This window comes from Streptomyces sp. NBC_00727 (genome assembly GCF_045161745.1).
Lineage (GTDB): Bacteria > Actinomycetota > Actinomycetes > Streptomycetales > Streptomycetaceae > Streptomyces.
Genome location: NZ_CP108981.1, coordinates 2,368,681 through 2,384,530 on the forward strand (window position 1 = coordinate 2,368,681; position 15,850 = coordinate 2,384,530).

15 protein-coding genes and 2 pseudogenes are annotated in these 15,850 nt (G+C 70.7%); 13 read left to right on the forward strand and 4 right to left on the reverse strand.

Translation table 11 applies throughout. From position 1 onward, the window contains the following. Positions 1 to 164: 164 nt before the first annotated feature. From OG242_RS10485 to OG242_RS10540, 12 genes are all read left to right on the forward strand, one after another. Positions 165 to 2,312 (forward strand): hypothetical protein, encoded by a 2,148-nt coding sequence (locus OG242_RS10485; protein WP_405897892.1) that lies wholly within the window; start codon positions 165 to 167, stop codon positions 2,310 to 2,312. Positions 2,313 to 2,411: 99 nt separating this feature from the next. Next, entirely contained in the window at positions 2,412 to 3,935 is a 1,524-nt protein-coding gene (gene pelF, locus OG242_RS10490; protein WP_405897893.1) for a GT4 family glycosyltransferase PelF, read from the forward strand. After that, complete coding sequence (locus tag OG242_RS10495; protein WP_405897894.1) at positions 3,932 to 5,404, forward strand: hypothetical protein; 1,473 nt, start codon at positions 3,932 to 3,934, stop codon at positions 5,402 to 5,404. Before pelF ends, OG242_RS10495 begins: the two co-directional genes overlap by 4 nt. A gap of 121 nt (positions 5,405 to 5,525) precedes the next feature. Continuing rightward, positions 5,526 to 6,527, forward strand: a complete 1,002-nt coding sequence (locus OG242_RS10500) for an SDR family NAD(P)-dependent oxidoreductase (protein WP_405897895.1) — start codon at positions 5,526 to 5,528, stop codon at positions 6,525 to 6,527. A gap of 32 nt (positions 6,528 to 6,559) precedes the next feature. After that, entirely contained in the window at positions 6,560 to 7,273 is a 714-nt protein-coding gene (locus OG242_RS10505; RefSeq protein WP_405897896.1) for an NDP-sugar synthase, read from the forward strand. A gap of 7 nt (positions 7,274 to 7,280) precedes the next feature. Further along, the gene (locus OG242_RS10510; protein WP_405897897.1) at positions 7,281 to 8,207 is read left to right on the forward strand and encodes an NAD-dependent epimerase/dehydratase family protein; all 927 of its coding nucleotides are present in this window, start codon (positions 7,281 to 7,283) and stop codon (positions 8,205 to 8,207) included. Next, the gene (locus OG242_RS10515; protein WP_405897898.1) at positions 8,204 to 8,866 is read left to right on the forward strand and encodes a spherulation-specific family 4 protein; all 663 of its coding nucleotides are present in this window, start codon (positions 8,204 to 8,206) and stop codon (positions 8,864 to 8,866) included. The genes OG242_RS10510 and OG242_RS10515 overlap by 4 nt, the downstream gene beginning before the upstream one ends. After that, positions 8,863 to 9,693, forward strand: a complete 831-nt coding sequence (locus OG242_RS10520) for an endo alpha-1,4 polygalactosaminidase (protein ID WP_405897899.1) — start codon at positions 8,863 to 8,865, stop codon at positions 9,691 to 9,693. The genes OG242_RS10515 and OG242_RS10520 overlap by 4 nt, the downstream gene beginning before the upstream one ends. A 112-nt stretch (positions 9,694 to 9,805) precedes the next feature. After that, the gene (locus OG242_RS10525; protein WP_405897900.1) at positions 9,806 to 10,333 is read left to right on the forward strand and encodes a GNAT family N-acetyltransferase; all 528 of its coding nucleotides are present in this window, start codon (positions 9,806 to 9,808) and stop codon (positions 10,331 to 10,333) included. A gap of 84 nt (positions 10,334 to 10,417) precedes the next feature. Next, positions 10,418 to 11,932 (forward strand): serine/threonine-protein kinase, encoded by a 1,515-nt coding sequence (locus OG242_RS10530; RefSeq protein ID WP_405897901.1) that lies wholly within the window; start codon positions 10,418 to 10,420, stop codon positions 11,930 to 11,932. A gap of 103 nt (positions 11,933 to 12,035) precedes the next feature. After that, positions 12,036 to 12,527, forward strand: a complete 492-nt coding sequence (locus OG242_RS10535) for a hypothetical protein (RefSeq protein WP_405897902.1) — start codon at positions 12,036 to 12,038, stop codon at positions 12,525 to 12,527. 141 nt (positions 12,528 to 12,668) lie between these two features. After that, entirely contained in the window at positions 12,669 to 12,986 is a 318-nt protein-coding gene (locus OG242_RS10540; protein WP_405897903.1) for a putative quinol monooxygenase, read from the forward strand. Between the two features lie 83 nt (positions 12,987 to 13,069). On the opposite strand, the gene OG242_RS10545 is transcribed toward OG242_RS10540, so the two are convergent. Genes OG242_RS10545 through OG242_RS10555 form a run of 3 tightly spaced genes read right to left on the reverse strand, consistent with a single transcriptional unit; the run spans position 13,070 to position 14,893 of the window. Then, positions 13,070 to 13,657, reverse strand: a complete 588-nt coding sequence (locus OG242_RS10545; protein WP_405897904.1) for a class IV adenylate cyclase — start codon at positions 13,655 to 13,657, stop codon at positions 13,070 to 13,072. Then, on the reverse strand, positions 13,654 to 14,334 hold the full coding sequence (locus OG242_RS10550; RefSeq protein ID WP_405897905.1) for a class I SAM-dependent methyltransferase: 681 nt from the start codon (positions 14,332 to 14,334) through the stop codon (positions 13,654 to 13,656). Before OG242_RS10550 ends, OG242_RS10545 begins: the two co-directional genes overlap by 4 nt. Next, positions 14,261 to 14,893, reverse strand: coding sequence for a hypothetical protein (locus OG242_RS10555; RefSeq protein ID WP_405897906.1), 633 nt, complete (start codon positions 14,891 to 14,893; stop codon positions 14,261 to 14,263). Before OG242_RS10555 ends, OG242_RS10550 begins: the two co-directional genes overlap by 74 nt. A gap of 27 nt (positions 14,894 to 14,920) precedes the next feature. Here OG242_RS10555 and OG242_RS10560 point away from each other — a divergent pair. Beyond that, positions 14,921 to 15,025: pseudogene (locus OG242_RS10560) on the forward strand (hypothetical protein); the annotation flags it as partial. A 316-nt stretch (positions 15,026 to 15,341) separates the two neighbouring features. Here the strand turns inward: OG242_RS10560 and OG242_RS10565 are convergent. Further along, positions 15,342 to 15,752: pseudogene (locus OG242_RS10565) on the reverse strand (radical SAM protein); the annotation flags it as partial. Positions 15,753 to 15,850 lie beyond the last annotated feature (98 nt).

The following is a 15,850-nucleotide window of genomic DNA, read 5'->3' on the forward strand; positions in this document are numbered from 1 at the left end:
CAAGTTTCCTGGTAGTCACACAAAAACTCCACACAGACCTCATCATGTGACTCGACGGATGCGTCGACGACCGGTGCCCTGAAGGGGCAGCGGCATGGTCATGGGGTGGGGCTGGCTCCGGAAGGGGCCCGACCTCCCCTGCCCTGGGGAGGGATTTCCACCGCATGAAGCGGACCATTCGCACCACCGCACTCGTAGTGGGCACGCTGATGGCGACCATCGGGTTACCCGTTGCCGCCGCCCAGGCGGACGATCCGGCACCGCGCGTCGATCTGCGCGTGCTCGTCGTGAGCGACGGGGGGCCCTCCACCGACGCCATCGCCGCCGAACTGGAGGACGCCGGAACGCCGTACACCGAAGTCGATCTGAACGACTCCGGGCGGGCCGTGATCGACGCGGGCTTCCTCGCCGACACCGTCGACGGCCGGCCGCGAGCGAAGTACCAGGCCGTCGTCCTGCCCAACGACAACCCCTTCCCCACGGGCTCCGCCGAGATGGCGACCCTCGTGGCCTACGAGCAGGCGTACTCGATCCCCCAGGTCGACGCCTACACGTACGCCCGTCCGCAGGTGGGGCTCAACGCGGCGGTCGGCACGGGCTACGCCGGCAGCGTCGACGGGCTGCGGGCCGAGGTCACGCAGGCCGGCAAGGCCGGGCCCTTCGGCTACCTGGAGGGCACAGTTCCGTTCGAGGACAACTCCCCCACCGTGGGCGAGTCCTACGCCTACCTCTCGACGCCGGTGACGGGCACCGACTTCACCCCGTACGTCCAGGCGGCCATCCCGGGAAGGGCCACCAAGGGCTCCCTGGTGGGCGAGTACCGGCACGACGGACGGCAGGAACTCGTCGTCACCTTCGTCTACAACCGCTACCAGCAGCAGTTCCGGCTGCTGGCCAGGGGCATCGTGGAGTGGATGACCGGCGGCGTGCACCTCGGCGCCGACCGCAACTACTTCGCGGTCCACGTGGACGACGTGTTCGCCGCCGACGACCGCTGGGACACCGAGCTCAACTGCACCCCCGGCGACGTGGACTGCCAGCCGGGCGAGGGCACCCCGGACCCGATCCGCATGGTCCCGGCCGACGTCGATCACGCCATCGCCTGGCAGAACAGCCACGACTTCACCTTCGACCTGGCCTACAACGCCTCCGGCAGCGCCGACCACCGCGAGGACAACGGCGGCCAGGACCTCCTCGCCGACAAGCTCATCGCCGACCGAGGCCGGTTCCGCTGGATCAACCACACCTACACCCACGCCTTCCTCGGCTGCGTGCAGGACATCAGCGTGGTGCCGTGGAAGTGCGCGACGAACGCGGACGGATCCACCCGGTGGGTCAGCCGGAACGACATCGTCGACGAGATCGCGACCAACGAGGCGTGGGGCGTGGCGGCCGGACTCCCCCTCGAACAGAAGGAGTTGGTCACCGGCGAGCACTCCGGCCTGAAGGTGGCCCCTCAGCAGCCGGTGGACAACCCCAACCTCCAGCTCGCCCTCGCCGACACCGGCATCCAGTGGCTGGGCTCGGACAACTCCCGTGATCCCGTCCAGCGCCAGGTCGGCCCCGCCACGACCATCTCCCGCTACCCGATGAACATCTTCTACAACACCGGGCGGGAGGCCGAACAGGTCGACGAGTACAACTGGCTCTACACCAGCCGCGCCCAGGGCGGCGGCGGGATCTGCGAGGACAACCCCGCCACCTCCACCTGCCTGGACGCGCCGCTGGACGTCGCCACCGGCTACACCGGCTACATCGTCCCGCTGGAGACCCGGATCGCACTGGGGCACGTCCTCTCCAACGATCCCAAGCCCCACTTCATCCACCAGGCGAACCTCGCCGAGGACCGCATCGCCTATCCGGTGCTCGACGGTGTGCTCGACGGCTACGACGACCTGTTCACCGCCGACACCCCCGTGGTGAACCTCCGCATGAAGGACATCGGCGTCGAGATGCAGCGCCGGGCCGCCTGGCGGGCCGCCCTCGACGCGGGCCAGGTCACCGCCTACCGCATCGGCGACAGCGTGACCGTGCAGACGCCCGCGGGCGTGGCGATCGCGGCCACCATGCCCGCCGGCACCCGGCACGACGGCACCGGCTTCGGGTCCGCCTACGCCGGCCGGGTCTCCGGCTGGGACGCGGCCGGCAACCTGCCCTACGCCCTGGACCTGCCCGTGTCCGCGGACGCGCCGGCCACCGCGGACGGACCGCACGGGACACCCGCCGTGACCGGTGCGCCGACGGACACCGCACCGCGGACGAAGGTCCCGTCCGGCGTCGTGGCCCAGGTCCCCCACGACGCGGAGCGCTGACAGGCGTACGCCCTCCTGTCCCGGTCGCCACCGCGGCGGCCGGGGCGGGCCCGCGCCCCCGGGCCCGACAATCCCACCTCCCGGCCGTGGAGCAGATCGATGCACATTCCCCACGGCGCGCGACGCACCGGCGCGTCGCACGTCACCCTGCTCACCGAAGGCACCTACCCGCACAGTCACGGTGGTGTGAGCGTCTGGTGCGACCAACTCGTCACCGGCATGCCCGACATCGCGTTCGACGTGCTCGCCGTCACCGGCACCGGCCGCGAACCGGTCGTCTGGGACGTCCCCGCCCACGTCGGCCGCGTCGTCTCCGTCCCCATGTGGGGTCCCGCCCCCGAGGGGCAGGCGCCGTCCGGGCGCCACGGCCGACGGCTCGCCGAGTCCTACGAGCGGTTCCTGACCGCGATGCTCGACCCGCGCGCGGAGAGCGGCTTCGGCCCGGCGCTGTACGCGCTGGCACGGGCCGGCGAGGACGGCAAGCTCAGCCCCTTCCTGCGCGGAGACCAGGCGCTCGGCATCCTCACAGCCGTCTGGAACCGGTCCGGGCTCGCGGTGCGCGAGGCCCGGCCGACCCTGCACGACGCGGTGACCGCGACCGCGCTCCTGGAGCACGCCCTGCGGCCGCTGGCCGCGCCGTACCCGGAGGCGGGGGTGGCGCACGCGGTCAGCGGAGGCGTGGCGGTCCTGCCGGGCCTCGCCGCACTGGAACGGCACGGTGTTCCGCTGCTGCTCACCGAGCACGGCGTGTATCTGCGCGAGCGCTACCTCGGATACCGCACCGCTCCGTACCGGTGGCCGGTGAAGGCTCTCGTGCTGGGCTTCTTCCGGCTGCTCGCGGAGGAGACGTACCGGCGAGCCGCCCTGATCACCCCGGGCAACCGCTACAACCGGCTCTGGGAGGAGCACGGAGGCGCCGCGCCCGACGCGATCCGCACGGTCTACAACGGCGTGGACCCCGCCGCGTTCCCGCCCGCCGGCCCGGAACCCACCGACCCCGTGCTCAGCTGGGCCGGCCGGGTCGATCCGATCAAGGACCTGGAGACCCTGATCCGCGCCTTCGCCCTCGTACGGGCGCGGGTGCCGGCCGCGCGGCTGCGCCTGTTCGGCGGCACGCCGCGCGGTGGGGAGGCCTATCGGGACCGGTGCGAGGCGCTGGCCGCGGAGCTGGGACATGCCACCGCGGTCACCTTCGAGGGCCGCGTCGAGGACATCAGGGACGCCTACGCGGCGGGAAACGTCGTGATGCTCTCCAGCATCAGCGAGGGCTTCCCCTTCACCCTGATCGAAGCCATGTCGTGCGGGCGGGCAACCGTCTCCACGGACGTGGGCGGCGTCCGGGAGGCCGTCGGCGACACCGGTCTCGTCGTGCCGCCCCGCGATCCGGCCGCGATGGCCGCCGCGGCCCTGGAGTTGCTGGCCGACGCCGGACGACGCCGGAGCATGGGCGAGAGGGCCCGGCTCAGGGTGATCGAGCAGTTCACCCTCCGGCAGACCATCGACACCTTCCGTTCCATCTACGAGGAGCTGTCCGAGTCCGGCGGCCGGAGAGCGCCCTCGGCCGTCGAGGAACAGGTGCCGGCGACGGTGGGCAGACTCCCGGTGAGGAGCGCGGCCGTATGAGTGGACCCATGTCGTTGGAACCGGGCGGCGCGGAGCAGGACACGCTGGCTCTTCGCCTCGCCGACGACCGCACCCTCGCCCTGCGCCTCGCCGACGCGCGGCAGGACACGCCGGCCCTGCGCCTCGCCGACGACCGCACCCTGGCCCTGCGCCTCGCCGACCTGAACCCCGGCGCCACCGTCCTGCCCCGCCGCAGGGCGCAGGCCGACGCGGTGGACGGGCTGGCCGCCGCACTGGCCGACCGGGTCGCGCCCGCGGTCCACCCCTACGAGGTCGCCGCACTGCTGGAGTCCGAGGGCCTCACCGGCGACGTGATCCGGGAGGAGTACGGGCACGCCGACCTGTTCTCGCTGGCGACGGCGTTGTACCGGCGCGTACCGCGGACGTTCCCCGAGCCGCCCCGTCCCGAGGACCCCTGGCGGCCCGACCATCTGCGCTGCGCCTTGCGGGGACTGCTGTTCGCGCTCCCCGGCCTCGCGTACGCACTCGCCGGGCGGCTGCTGCCTCCCGACGGCACGGTGCGGGCGCTGGTGGTGGCGGGGCTCATCTCCTGGGCCTGGAACCAGGCGCTGGGCCACCGGTCGTACGTGCGCCTGGCGACCGGACGGCGGGAGGCGGGCCGCACCCTCGCGAAGGGGGCGCCGCTGGGCGCCGCGGTGGCGGCAGCCTCCGGGGCCGCTCTCTCCGGGCCGGGCGTGACGGCCCTGGTCGTCACGGTCCAGTCGGCCTACCTCGCGGCGGCCGGTGTGCTGCTCGTATTGGGCCGCGAGCGTCTCCTGCTGGCGGTCCTCCTGCCGGTCGCCGCCGGTGGGACGTCCCTGCTGTGGTGGGAACCCGGAAGCGTGCTGCGCGCCGGGCTGCCGCTGCTGTCGCTCCTCGGCGCCGTCGCCGCGGCCGGCTGGGTGCTGCGCGCAACCCGCTCCGCCCCCGCCGCGCCCGGCACCGCGCGTCCGGGGCTGTGGCCGTCCCTGCCGTACGGCCTGTTCGGGCTGGCCGCCGGATCACTCGTGTTCCTGGCGGGCCGGGACCATCCCTGGGCCGTGATCGTGCTGACCCTGAGCATGGGGCCGGCCGAGTGGCTGCTCTACCGCTACCGCGGCTTGTCGGTGGCCGCGCTGCGGTCCGCGAGGACGCTCGGCGGGTTCCGGGCCCGCTCCGCCGCCGTTCTCGGCGGCTGCCTGCTGGTGTACCTCGGCCCTCTGGCGCCGGCGGCGATGCTCGTGGGCGCCGAGACCGCCACCCTGCTGCTGCTCGCCGGAACGCTGTGGATCTCCCTGCTGCTTCAGGCGTTCGGCACCGCCTGGCCGCCTGCCGCCGTGTGTCTCGCCGCGGCGGCGTTCCCCGGTGCGGGATTGCTGACCGGCGCCCCACCGGGCGCTGCGGCGCTGCCGCTGAGCTGCGGTGTCGCCGTCCTCTGTCTCACAGCGGTGGCCGTACGGAAGCTGGGCCGGCCCGCCGCGCACGGCTGAGGGGGCTCCTCCGGCCGCGTACACGCCACAGCGCAGCCGTCCGTTGCCCAGCCGCCACGGACCACCACCGACCACCTGCCGCCGACCGAACACCAACCGCCGACCACCGGAGGAATCCATCGTGAACGCCCCACCGCTTGCCGCCGTCACCGGAGCCGAGGGCTTCATCGGCTCGCACCTCACCGAGGCGCTCGTCGCCGCCGGGCACCGGGTGAGGGCCATGGCGCAGTACAACTCCTTCTCCTCGTACGGCTGGCTCGAGACCCTCTCCCCCGCCGTCCTGGACCAGGTCGAGATCGTCCTCGGCGACGTCCGGGACCCCGGTTCGGTCCGTCATCTCGTCGAAGGGGCCGACAGCGTCTACCACCTGGCCGCGCTCATCGCCATCCCCTACTCCTACCGGGCACCCCACAGCTACGTGGACACCAACGTCACGGGCACGCTGAACGTGCTGGAGGCGGTACGGGCCGCGGGCACACCACGGCTGGTGCACACCTCCACCAGTGAGACCTACGGCACCGCGCGGACCGTGCCGATCACCGAGGACCACCCCATCAACACCCAGTCCCCCTATGCGGCTTCGAAGGCGGGCGGGGACCGGCTGGCCGACAGCTACCACGCCAGTTTCGACACTCCGGTGGTGACGCTGCGACCGTTCAACACCTTCGGGCCACGGCAGTCCATGCGGGCCGTGATCCCGACCGTCATCGGCCAGGTCGCGGCCGGGGAGCGGACCATCACCCTCGGCGACCTGCGTCCCACCCGGGACTTCACCTTCGTCAAGGACACCGCGCAGGCGTTCCTGGCGGTCGGCTCCGCGCCCGCCGAGCAGGTCGTGGGCCGTACGTTCAACGCCGGTACGGGCGGCGAGATCTCCGTCGGCGACCTGGTCGCCCTCATCGGCAAGGTGATGGACACCGCGCTCGACGTCCGGGAGGACGCGCAGCGGCTGCGGCCCACGAACTCCGAGGTCATGCGTCTGGTCGCGGATGCCGGGCGACTGCGTGCGGCGACCGGCTGGAGCCCGGCGCACACCCTGGAGGAGGGCCTCGCGCAGACGGTGGAGTTCTTCCGCGAGCCGGGCAACCTCGCCCGCTACAAGACCGGCATCTACAACATCTGACCGCATCCGGTACGTCGAGCAAGGGGAAGACCATGTACGCAGTGATCATGGCCGGCGGCAAGGGTGTCCGGCTGCGGCCCTACACCACGGCCCTGCCCAAGCCGCTGGTGCCCATCGGCGACCAGCACGCCATCCTCGAGATCGTCCTGCGCCAGCTCGCCTCGGCCGGCTTCACCGGCTGCACCATCGCCATCGGCCATCTCGGCGAGATCATCCGGGCGTACGTCGGTGACGGATCCCAGTGGGGCCTGAAGGTCGACTACTCCACCGAGGCGTCCCCGCTGGGGACCATGGGACCGCTCCTGACGATGCGTGAACGGCTTCCGGAGAACTTCCTGGTGATGAACGGGGACATCCTCACCGACCTCGACTACGCCGACGTCCTCCACAGCCACCGGAGCTCCGGAGCGCCTCTGACCATCGCCACGTACGCGCGCCAGGTGCGCATCGACTTCGGTGTGCTGACCACCGACGCGAGCAAGGTCGTGGGCTTCACCGAGAAGCCGAGCGTGGACTACCGCGTTTCCATGGGGGTGTACGGGCTGAGCCGGGCCACGCTCGACGGGTACACCGCCGGGCTGCCGCTGGGCTTCGACGAGTTGGTCCTGGACCTGCTGGGTTCCGGCAACCCGCCGAGCGCCTACGATTTCGACGGCTACTGGCTGGACATCGGCCGTCCCGACGACTACGACCGGGCCAACGCGGAGTTCACCACCCGCAAGTCCCTGCTGCTCAAGGGAGCCTGAGCACCGCATGCGCATTCTCGTCCTTGGTTCCACCGGCTATCTGGGAGCCCACGTCGCCGAGCGGCTGGGTGCTCTCAAGGGCGCGTGGGTCCTCACCGGCGGACGGTCCCCCGCCGCCGGTGTCCCCGTCGACCTCGCCACCGACTCCGCCGGCCGGCTCGCGAAGACCCTGGCGTCGGCGGCGCCGGACGCCGTGGTCAACTGCGCCGGTGCGACCGGCGGGGACCCGGTGACGCTGGCGGAGGCCAACGCCCGGGGGCCCGCCGTCCTGTGCGAGGCGATGGCTCTGGCCTGCCCCTCGGCCCGGCTGGTCCATCTCGGTTCGGCCGCCGAGTACGGCCCGGGGACCGGCAGGGTCCCGACGGCGGAGTCGGCGGCCACTCGCCCGCTCAGCGCCTACGGGGCCACGAAACTGGCCGGCACGGTCACCGTCTCGGCCTCGGCTCTGGACGCAGTCGTCCTCCGGGTCGGTAACCCGGTGGGGCCCGGGGCGCCTCCCGGCGGACTGCCCGGCCGGGTCGCCCGCCTCCTGCGCGAGGCGGGTCCGGACACGGACGCGGTGCTCCGCCTCGGGGACCTGTCGGCGTACCGCGACTTCGTCGACGCACGGGACGTGGCGCGGGCGGTGGAGCGGGCGGTGACCGCGTCCGGGCCGCTGCCGCGCGTGCTCAACATCGGCGGCGGAGACGCCGTACCGGTGCGCGACCTCGTACACACCCTCGCGGAGATCGCGGGCTTCGGCGGTCGCGTCGAGGAACAGGGCGCGGGCTCCGCCCGCTCGGAGCAGGTGTCCTGGCAGTGTTCCGACATCTCCGCCGCCGGGTCGGCCCTCGGCTGGCGTCCCTCGTACGCGCTGCGGGAGTCCCTGACGGCACTGTGGTCCGCCCCCGTACGCCCGCCGGCCCCGCGCGAGGGAGGCGAACCGCCGTCGTGAGCCTGCTGATCCCTCTGTACGTCCACCCGGCTGTGGACCCGGCCGCCTGGCACCGGCTCATCGAGGCGGCCGACCGCACCTACGCGGTCGTACTCAATCCCGCCGACGGGCCGGGCGGCGCTCCCGATCCCGCCTTCGTCTCCGCGGCGGGCGCTCTGCGCGGGGCGGGCGCCCGGGTGCTCGGCTACGTGGACACCGACTACGGCGTCCGGCCGGCCGCCGATGTCATGGCCGATGCCGCCCGGCACCGGGAGTGGTACGCCACCGACGGCTGTTTCCTGGACCGGGTGAGCTCCGCCGGGGACGCGCTGCCCGCCTACCGGAAACTGGTACGCGCGCTGCGCCGGCGGGGCGCGTCGCCGGTGGTCCTCAACCCGGGGGTGCATCCGGCTCCCGGCTACGCCAGGATCGCCGATCTCCTGGTCACGTTCGAGGGCCCCTGGTCCACCTACGTGTCGGCGTTCAGCAGACCCGACTGGACGACACGCTGCTCGCCCGACCGCTTCTGTCACCTGGTGTACGGCGTACCCGAGGCACTGGCCCCGCTGGCCGTGCGCACCGCCCACGAGCGTGGCGCCGCTGTGTCGGGCCCGGTGACCGGGGAGCCGCCCAACCCGTGGGCCCGGCTGACACCGGTGCTGTCAGGAGCGGGGCGGTGAGGCGCGGAGCCCGGACGTGGGGCGTTCTGCTGGCTGTGCTGACGGTCGCGGTTCCCGCCACCCTGCTGTCCGGCTGTTCCGGTACGGGCGGCAGCCGGGACGCGGCGTCGGGCGGACCGGGCGGGGGCCGGTGGCAGCCTCGTCCGGGACTGGCCTGGCAGTGGCAGCTCGACGGGAAGGTCGACGCCACGGCGGCCGACGTGCCGGTCTATGACATCGACGGCTTCGAGAACGACGCCGCGGACGTCGCCCGGCTCCACCGCGCCGGCCGCAAGGTGATCTGCTACATCAACGTGGGCGCCTGGGAGGACTACCGGCCGGACAAGGACGCCTTCCCCCGCTCGGTACGGGGCGGGCGGAACGGCTGGCAGGGCGAGCGCTGGCTCGACATCCGGCAGACCGCCCTGCTCCGGCCGATCATGGAGCGGCGGTTCGACATGTGCCGGAAGAAGGGCTTCGACGCGGTGGAGCCCGACCTCGTGGAGGGGTACACCGAGGACACGGGCTTCCCGCTCACCGCGCGGGACCAGTTGCGGTACAACCGCATGATCGCCGGCATCGCCCACGAACGAGGCCTGGCGGTGGGCCTGAAGAACGATCTGGCGCAGATCCCGCAACTGGTGGGCACCTTCGACTTCGCGGTCAACGAGCAGTGCGCGCAGTACGGCGAGTGCACGAGGCTCACACCGTTCATCGAGGCGGGCAAGGCCGTCTTCCACGTGGAGTACACCGAGCCGACCGACCGCTTCTGCCCCACGTCCCGCAAGCTGGGCCTCTCCTCCATGCGGAAGAAGTGGGAGCTGGGGACCTGGCGCAGGCCCTGCTGAGCGTGCGCTACGCCTCTGCTTCGCTCCGGGCGGCCTGGACCTGGGACAGGGCCGGCGGGGGGCGGTCCGAATACGGGGTGCCGGGCCGCCCCCGTCTCCGTACGCTGCGCCCATGTCCGGACTCCAGCGCCTGCGCGCCGACCACGCCCCCGCCGTCCTCGCGTTCGAGGAGGCCAACCGCGCCTTCTTCGCGGCGTCGGTCCCGGACCGCGGCGACGCCTTCTTCACGGACTACCCGTCCCGCCACGCGGCCCTGCTCGCCGAACAGGACTCGGGCGCCTGCCACTTCCACGTCCTGGTGGCGGAGGAGACGGGCGAGGTCCTGGGCCGCTTCAACCTGGTGGACGTGGCGGACGGCACCGCCGAACTGGGCTTCCGCCTCGCGGAGAAGGCCACGGGCCGGGGCCTGGCGACGACCGCGGTGCGCCAGCTCTTCGACCTGTGCCGTACGGCGTACGGCCTGACGACGCTCCGGGCGAGGGCGACGGTGACGAACGCGGGGTCTCGGGCGGTGCTGGGGAGGACGGGATTCGTGGAGACGGGCGAAGAGGTGGAGCTGAGCGGGGAGCGGGGGTTGGCCTATGTGCGGGAGGTGGGGGCGGGCGGGCCCGGCGCTCAGTCCGGGCCCCTTTCCTTCTGACCCGGATTGGCGTTACCTGAACGCCGGGAAATGAGGACCGCTCACGTCAGCGTCGGGCGTCCGGGTACTGATGGGAGCTGAAGCATGTCAGGCTCACAACGAATGATCGCCGGCCGCTACCGGCTTTTACGGCCGATCGCCGAAGGCGGCTTCGGACGGGTCTGGAGGGCACACGACGCGCTGCTGGACGCCCATGTGGTGGTGAAGGAAGTCCTTCTCCCTTCCGCTGCCCGCCCCGGGGAGCACGCGAAACGCCTCGCGTACGCGGAGCGGGAAGCACGTAACGCCGTCCGACTGCGCCACCATCCGGGCATCGTCCCCGTCTACGATGTCGCCGTCGAGGACGGCCGGCCCTGGATCGTCATGCAACTCGTCGAGGGCGGCTCCCTGGAGGACCGGCTTCACAAGGGACCGCTGTCGGTGGCACAGACCGTCGAACTCGCCGACGTACTCCTCAAAGCTTTGGGCGCGGCGCAGCAGGTCGACGTCGTGCACCGTGACGTCAAGCCCGCAAATATCATGCTGGCCACGGACGGGCGCATCATGCTGACCGATTTCGGCATCGCCGCGCACCCGGCCGACACCCGCCTCACCACGGACGGCTCCGTCATCGGATCGTTGGAGTACATGGCCCCGGAGCGACTCGGCGGAAGTCCCGGTACCCATGCCGGCGACCTGTTCTCCCTCGGCGCCACCCTCTACCACGCCGTCGAAGGCGTCTCCCCCTTCCGGCGCGATTCCCATACCGCCACACTGGCAGCCGTCGCCCGGGAGGCTCCCTCGCCACCCGTCCTTGCCGGACGCCTCACACCTCTCCTGCGCGAGCTGCTGGCCAAGGATCCCCGCGCCCGTCCCACCGTCACCGAAGCCCTCGATCTTCTTCACGCTCCGCGCGCCAGGAAGAGAAGGAGGACCGTCCCGAGGGACGAGGAGAAGACCTCTCCCCAGGGACCTGCTGTCGAGCGGGAGGAACAACCGGCGCACGCCTTCACGGTGTCCTGGACCGGCGACGAGTCCCCGTGGAGTTTCTGCACGCACAAGACGACCACGGTCTGGAACCAATGGGTCTACCACTTGGTTCTCTTCGCCGTGTTCATGACCGCCGCTTACCTGTGGGGCCAAGGCATGCGGTCGGCAGCGGGGCTCGAGCTCATGTTCGGGGCCGTGTTCGGCTACCAATTCACGACATGGTTCATGGCCAGGACGTTGAAGAAACAGATGGCTCCCAGGTCGCTGCGCGTCGACAAGGACGGCATCACGACCACCGACCCGTTCAGCACACAGCACATCCCATGGGCCGCGACCACTCTGGCCCGTGTACACAGCACCGAAGCGAGTGATGGATACGCGATCCTCGCGCTTCACCTGCGGCTGTCCGAGCCGACCGCAGGGGCGCCACCCTCGGTCCTGTACCGTCCCGCCGGCTGGCCGGGCGGGATACCCGTCCCGGAGGTCAGCCGTGGCTCCGAACCCCCCGGGCAGGACGACTGGGTGCCCGTCTGCGTGCTCGGACCGCTCCCCGAGCCCCGCCGCATCGATCTGCGGAACGCGGTAGCCACTCATATGAAGCGCCCGCTCGAAGCAGAGGAGGGCTGGTAACCGTCAACAACGGTGGCGGCCGCGGAGGCCGCAGCACGGTAGAACCGCCTGACGGACCGACGCGTCTTCGCTGTTCTACGGGACCAGTCGCGGGAGGGTCTGGATGAATGTCGAAACCGGTGTAGGTGTGTGCGCGACCGTCATAGCGCTGGGATCCTTCTGGATCAGCTGGGGGCAGGCGCGGGCATCCCGGACACACAACCGGCAGTCGGTGCGGCCGTTGCTGCTGATCCGCACAGTTCGTGCGGGATACCGGGACGACGTGGCCGGCCTGGAGGTGATCAACGCGGGGATCGGACCGGCGGTCGTGACGCGAACGTCGGTCACTCTCGACAGGCGGGTCGTCGGCCAGTGGGATCTGCCCACGTATTACCAGATAGCCCAGGGCCTCCCCCAGCTGCCGAAAGTGAAGACGTTGGTCACAGGGGCAGCTCTCATCCCGGGCGAGAGGAGCTACCTGCTGCATCTCGAAGAGCGAAACGGGCAGGAATCCGCATGGTTCTGGGAGCTCATCTCCACGAGACTGCGCGTTGAGATCCGGTACGAGTCCCTCTACGGCGGTGAGGACTTCGTGGCTCGCTCGACTCTGTCCTGAGCTTGTTCCTTTTCTTCCGGCCACGAACAGTGTCTCGAACTGAGTCGCCCACCTGGGGATTCGCCGGACGCAGGGGGAGGGGAGGGGCGGTCGGGCCGAAGCTGCTTCGGCCCCGCGGACCCCGCACATAGAGTGCTGACCATGGATTCACACGTGCTTGTCGTCGCCGACGTCTCATGCAAGCCGGAGGACGCCGAGGAGTTCGGCCAGGTCCTCCACGAATTCGCCGCCGCATGCCGCGCGGAACCCGGCTGCCTCTCCTACGAGGTGTTCCGCTCCGAGGACTCACCCGAGCGATACGTGAGCCTGGAGAAGTACGCCGACGCGGCGGCGTTCGCGGCCCACCGCGACTCCGACCACTTCCGCGAGATCGGCCTCGCCCGCCTGATGCCACTGGCGACCGCGCGCGACGTCCAGCTGTACGACCAGCAGGCCGCGGTCCGACCGGCCGGGGGGTAGTCCGGGGGGCGGCGCCCCGGGCCCCCGGGGGTTCGACGCCGTCCTCGCCAACGCCCCGACGCAGAACCCAGGGTGGAGAGGGCTCACTGGCTCGGTGCAGCCGCCCCTGCCCGCTCCTGCTTGTCGGCGGCGGCGAAGAGGAGCGTCGGTTCGGCGAGGATGTCCCGGCCGGACTCGCTCTTGTAGATCTCGTCAACGCTGCCGAACCGGGCCAGTGCGTAGTCGAGGCCGAGCAGATCTGCAGCCTGTCGGACGGATGCTTCGTCGGGTCCTTCGATCTCGACGAAGGTGGCAAGGTCCGGCCAGGTGTCGAAGTCGAAGGCGACTTCACCCAGGCGCCACTCCTCGCGGTAGTTCTCCTGGTAGCGGACTTCGCGCAGGCCGACGTTACGGAGGATCTCGGCCATGGCGTGCAGGTCGGACACCTCGGTCTCGATCTCGGTGGTGCCGTCGATCGTCGTGGAGTCGGTGACCTGCTTCAGCGTGAGAGTGGAGCGGGTGGCCTCGTCCCTCAGTCGGACCCAGGCGCCGCCTTCGAGGGCGTCGTTCTCGAAAATCTTCCGGGTGAGGAGGGTGCGCGGAAATGCCTGGACGGCTCCGAGCGCGACCAGTTTGGCCTGGAGGCCCTCGACGTCGACGGAGAGGAATTTGGCCTCGTACTCGTGCTTCACAGGTCCTTCTTTCCGTAGCTCTGGGAGGGGGCGGAGGAGGCACGGGCGGCGAGGAGCAGGCCCATGCGGTGGTTGTGGTCCTGCAACTGTCCGACGTGCGCCTGCTCGGTGAACTCGTTGGTCCGCAGGGTGAGCAGGACGTCCCAGTCCCCAATGAAGTAACGCCGCAGCTTCTCGGGGGATGTGTAGTGCTCCAGCACGTGGTGGCGTTGCGTGAGGGGCATCATGAACTCCGCGCCGAACAGACCGCCGGGCCGGACCAGGCGCTGCATGCGGTCGACGAACTCGCCCAACGGCCGATGATGGTTGGCACTGTAATGCCACGAGCAGCTCGTCCAGACGGCATCACAGGGGGTAGTGATGGGTTCGGAGGCGAGGAAGTCCTCCTCCTCGACCTGGACGCGGTCGTAGAGCCCTTCCTGTTTCAGGCGTTCGATCATTCCCATCGCGTGACCGGTTCTGCCACCCGGAAGTTGGACCTCACCGCCGTGGAGGGCGAGCGGGTCGCGCTCGATGGCGATGACGCGGTAGCCGGCCGCTGCCAGTGGCACGACGAGTCTGCCGTCACTCGCGCCGACGACCGTCACGGTGGAGTCAGGCTCCCTACGCTCCTTCAGCGCGGCGAGGAACTGAGGAAAGAAGGTGAGGGTGTGCCGCCACATGCTGGGTGTCTGCACTGGCTTGCTCTCCTTGAAGGTGGGTGCTCAGGACGGCTCGGAGTACCTCGTCAGAGGTGAGACCGGTGGTGTTCACGCGGTGCATCGGGAACGAGGCGTAGCCGTCGGTGATCTTGTCTGCGGTGATCTCGGCGAGCGCGTCCCACCGCGAGACAGGCTTGTCGCGCCGGGCGAGTCGACGCTGGCGCTCGTCCTCCGCGCAGACCAGGTAGTAGGTGACGGGACGCGGGATGCCCGGCGGCAGGGACACGGAGAGGTTGGCTCCGAAAGCGCGGTGGTTGGCCAGACAGCGTGCGAAGTAGCTTTCGACGACGACCGGGATGCCGGCGGACAGGTACCGCTGGATCTGATCGGTGGCAGTGAACAGGGCCGAGAGGTAGAAGCACATGCGCGCCTCTACGTTTCCCAGCCGGTCGACCTCCTGCCGCAGTACCTGGTAGTTGGGTGGCACGGTCGGGACCAGTACCGCGCCACGGGCGGCCGCGAGCAGGGGGGCGAGCGTCGACTTGCCGGTGCCGCGTAGCCCTTCGACGCTCGCGAAGAACGTCGGGTCAGACACGTCCGTACACCACGTCCGGCACCGCGAGGGTTAGTTCGTCGGTGGCGGACGGCCGGTGGTCGATGTGATCGGCGAGCTTGTCGTACCAGAAGGCGTGCGAGTCCTTGCCGACGGCCTTGCAGGACATGGTGAGCGCGCCGCGCGGGTCGGCCTCGATCCGCTCGATCTCCACAGGGCCTCCGACGGGGAGGCAGGCCTCCGGTGCACCGAGCTCGGACAGGTCCTCGTCGAGGATCACCTCGATGCCCAGCTCGGCCGAGGCCAGGCGCTCCCGCAGACGGGTGTAGGCCGTGGCGTCGTTCACGAGGAGCTCGGGGTGATCCGCTGCGTTGCCGACCGGCCGGAGGCAGTGGAGTTTCAGCTGCTCCACCCCGTAGTGCTGCAATGTGCGGGCGAGCGGCAGAACCTCGTCGATGTTGCGAGAGGTGACCGTCATGGTCGCGCCGACGCGGACGCCGAGCTGCTGAGCGATTTCGAGTGCGCTCAGGGCACTGCGGTAACTTCCGAACTTCCGGATCTTGTCGTTGGTCGTACCGATGCCCTCCAGCGACACCCGGAGCAGGTCCAAGTCGGGGGCGATCTCGGTCAACCGGCGCTCGATCCGGTAGCCGTTGGTGCAGATCTCGACCTGCATGCCCAGGTCCCGCTTGGCGTACCGGACTACCTGGGCGAGGTCCCGATAGACGAACGGCTCGCCGCCCAGCAGGGTGACGGCCTCGGTGCCGTACTCGTCACGCATCAGCGTGAGGAGGTTGACCGCCTCGCTCGTGGTGAAGGCGTCGGCGTGCTGGAGCCGTTTGCCATGGAAGCAGTGAAGACATTCGAAGTTGCAGCGGTACAGCAGCTGCAGGTACAGCATCCGGATCCTGCGGATCCCGGTGACCTCGCTGATCACGACGGCCTCCTTCGGGCGTTCGCCTGGTGGGAGACCTGATATTGGAGGGACAGGCACGGACC

Excerpts from the sequence above, each read along its gene's own strand:
- OG242_RS10495 (WP_405897894.1), top strand. The coding sequence starts at position 3,932 with ATGAGTGGACCCATGTCGTTGGAACCGGGCGGCGCGGAGCAGGACACG.
- OG242_RS10485 (WP_405897892.1), top strand. The coding sequence starts at position 165 with ATGAAGCGGACCATTCGCACCACCGCACTCGTAGTGGGCACGCTGATG.
- OG242_RS10530 (WP_405897901.1), top strand. The coding sequence starts at position 10,418 with ATGTCAGGCTCACAACGAATGATCGCCGGCCGCTACCGGCTTTTACGG.
- OG242_RS10540 (WP_405897903.1), top strand. The coding sequence starts at position 12,669 with ATGGATTCACACGTGCTTGTCGTCGCCGACGTCTCATGCAAGCCGGAG.
- pelF (WP_405897893.1), top strand. The coding sequence starts at position 2,412 with ATGCACATTCCCCACGGCGCGCGACGCACCGGCGCGTCGCACGTCACC.
- OG242_RS10525 (WP_405897900.1), top strand. The coding sequence starts at position 9,806 with ATGTCCGGACTCCAGCGCCTGCGCGCCGACCACGCCCCCGCCGTCCTC.
- OG242_RS10505 (WP_405897896.1), top strand. The coding sequence starts at position 6,560 with ATGTACGCAGTGATCATGGCCGGCGGCAAGGGTGTCCGGCTGCGGCCC.
- OG242_RS10535 (WP_405897902.1), top strand. The coding sequence starts at position 12,036 with ATGAATGTCGAAACCGGTGTAGGTGTGTGCGCGACCGTCATAGCGCTG.
- OG242_RS10510 (WP_405897897.1), top strand. The coding sequence starts at position 7,281 with ATGCGCATTCTCGTCCTTGGTTCCACCGGCTATCTGGGAGCCCACGTC.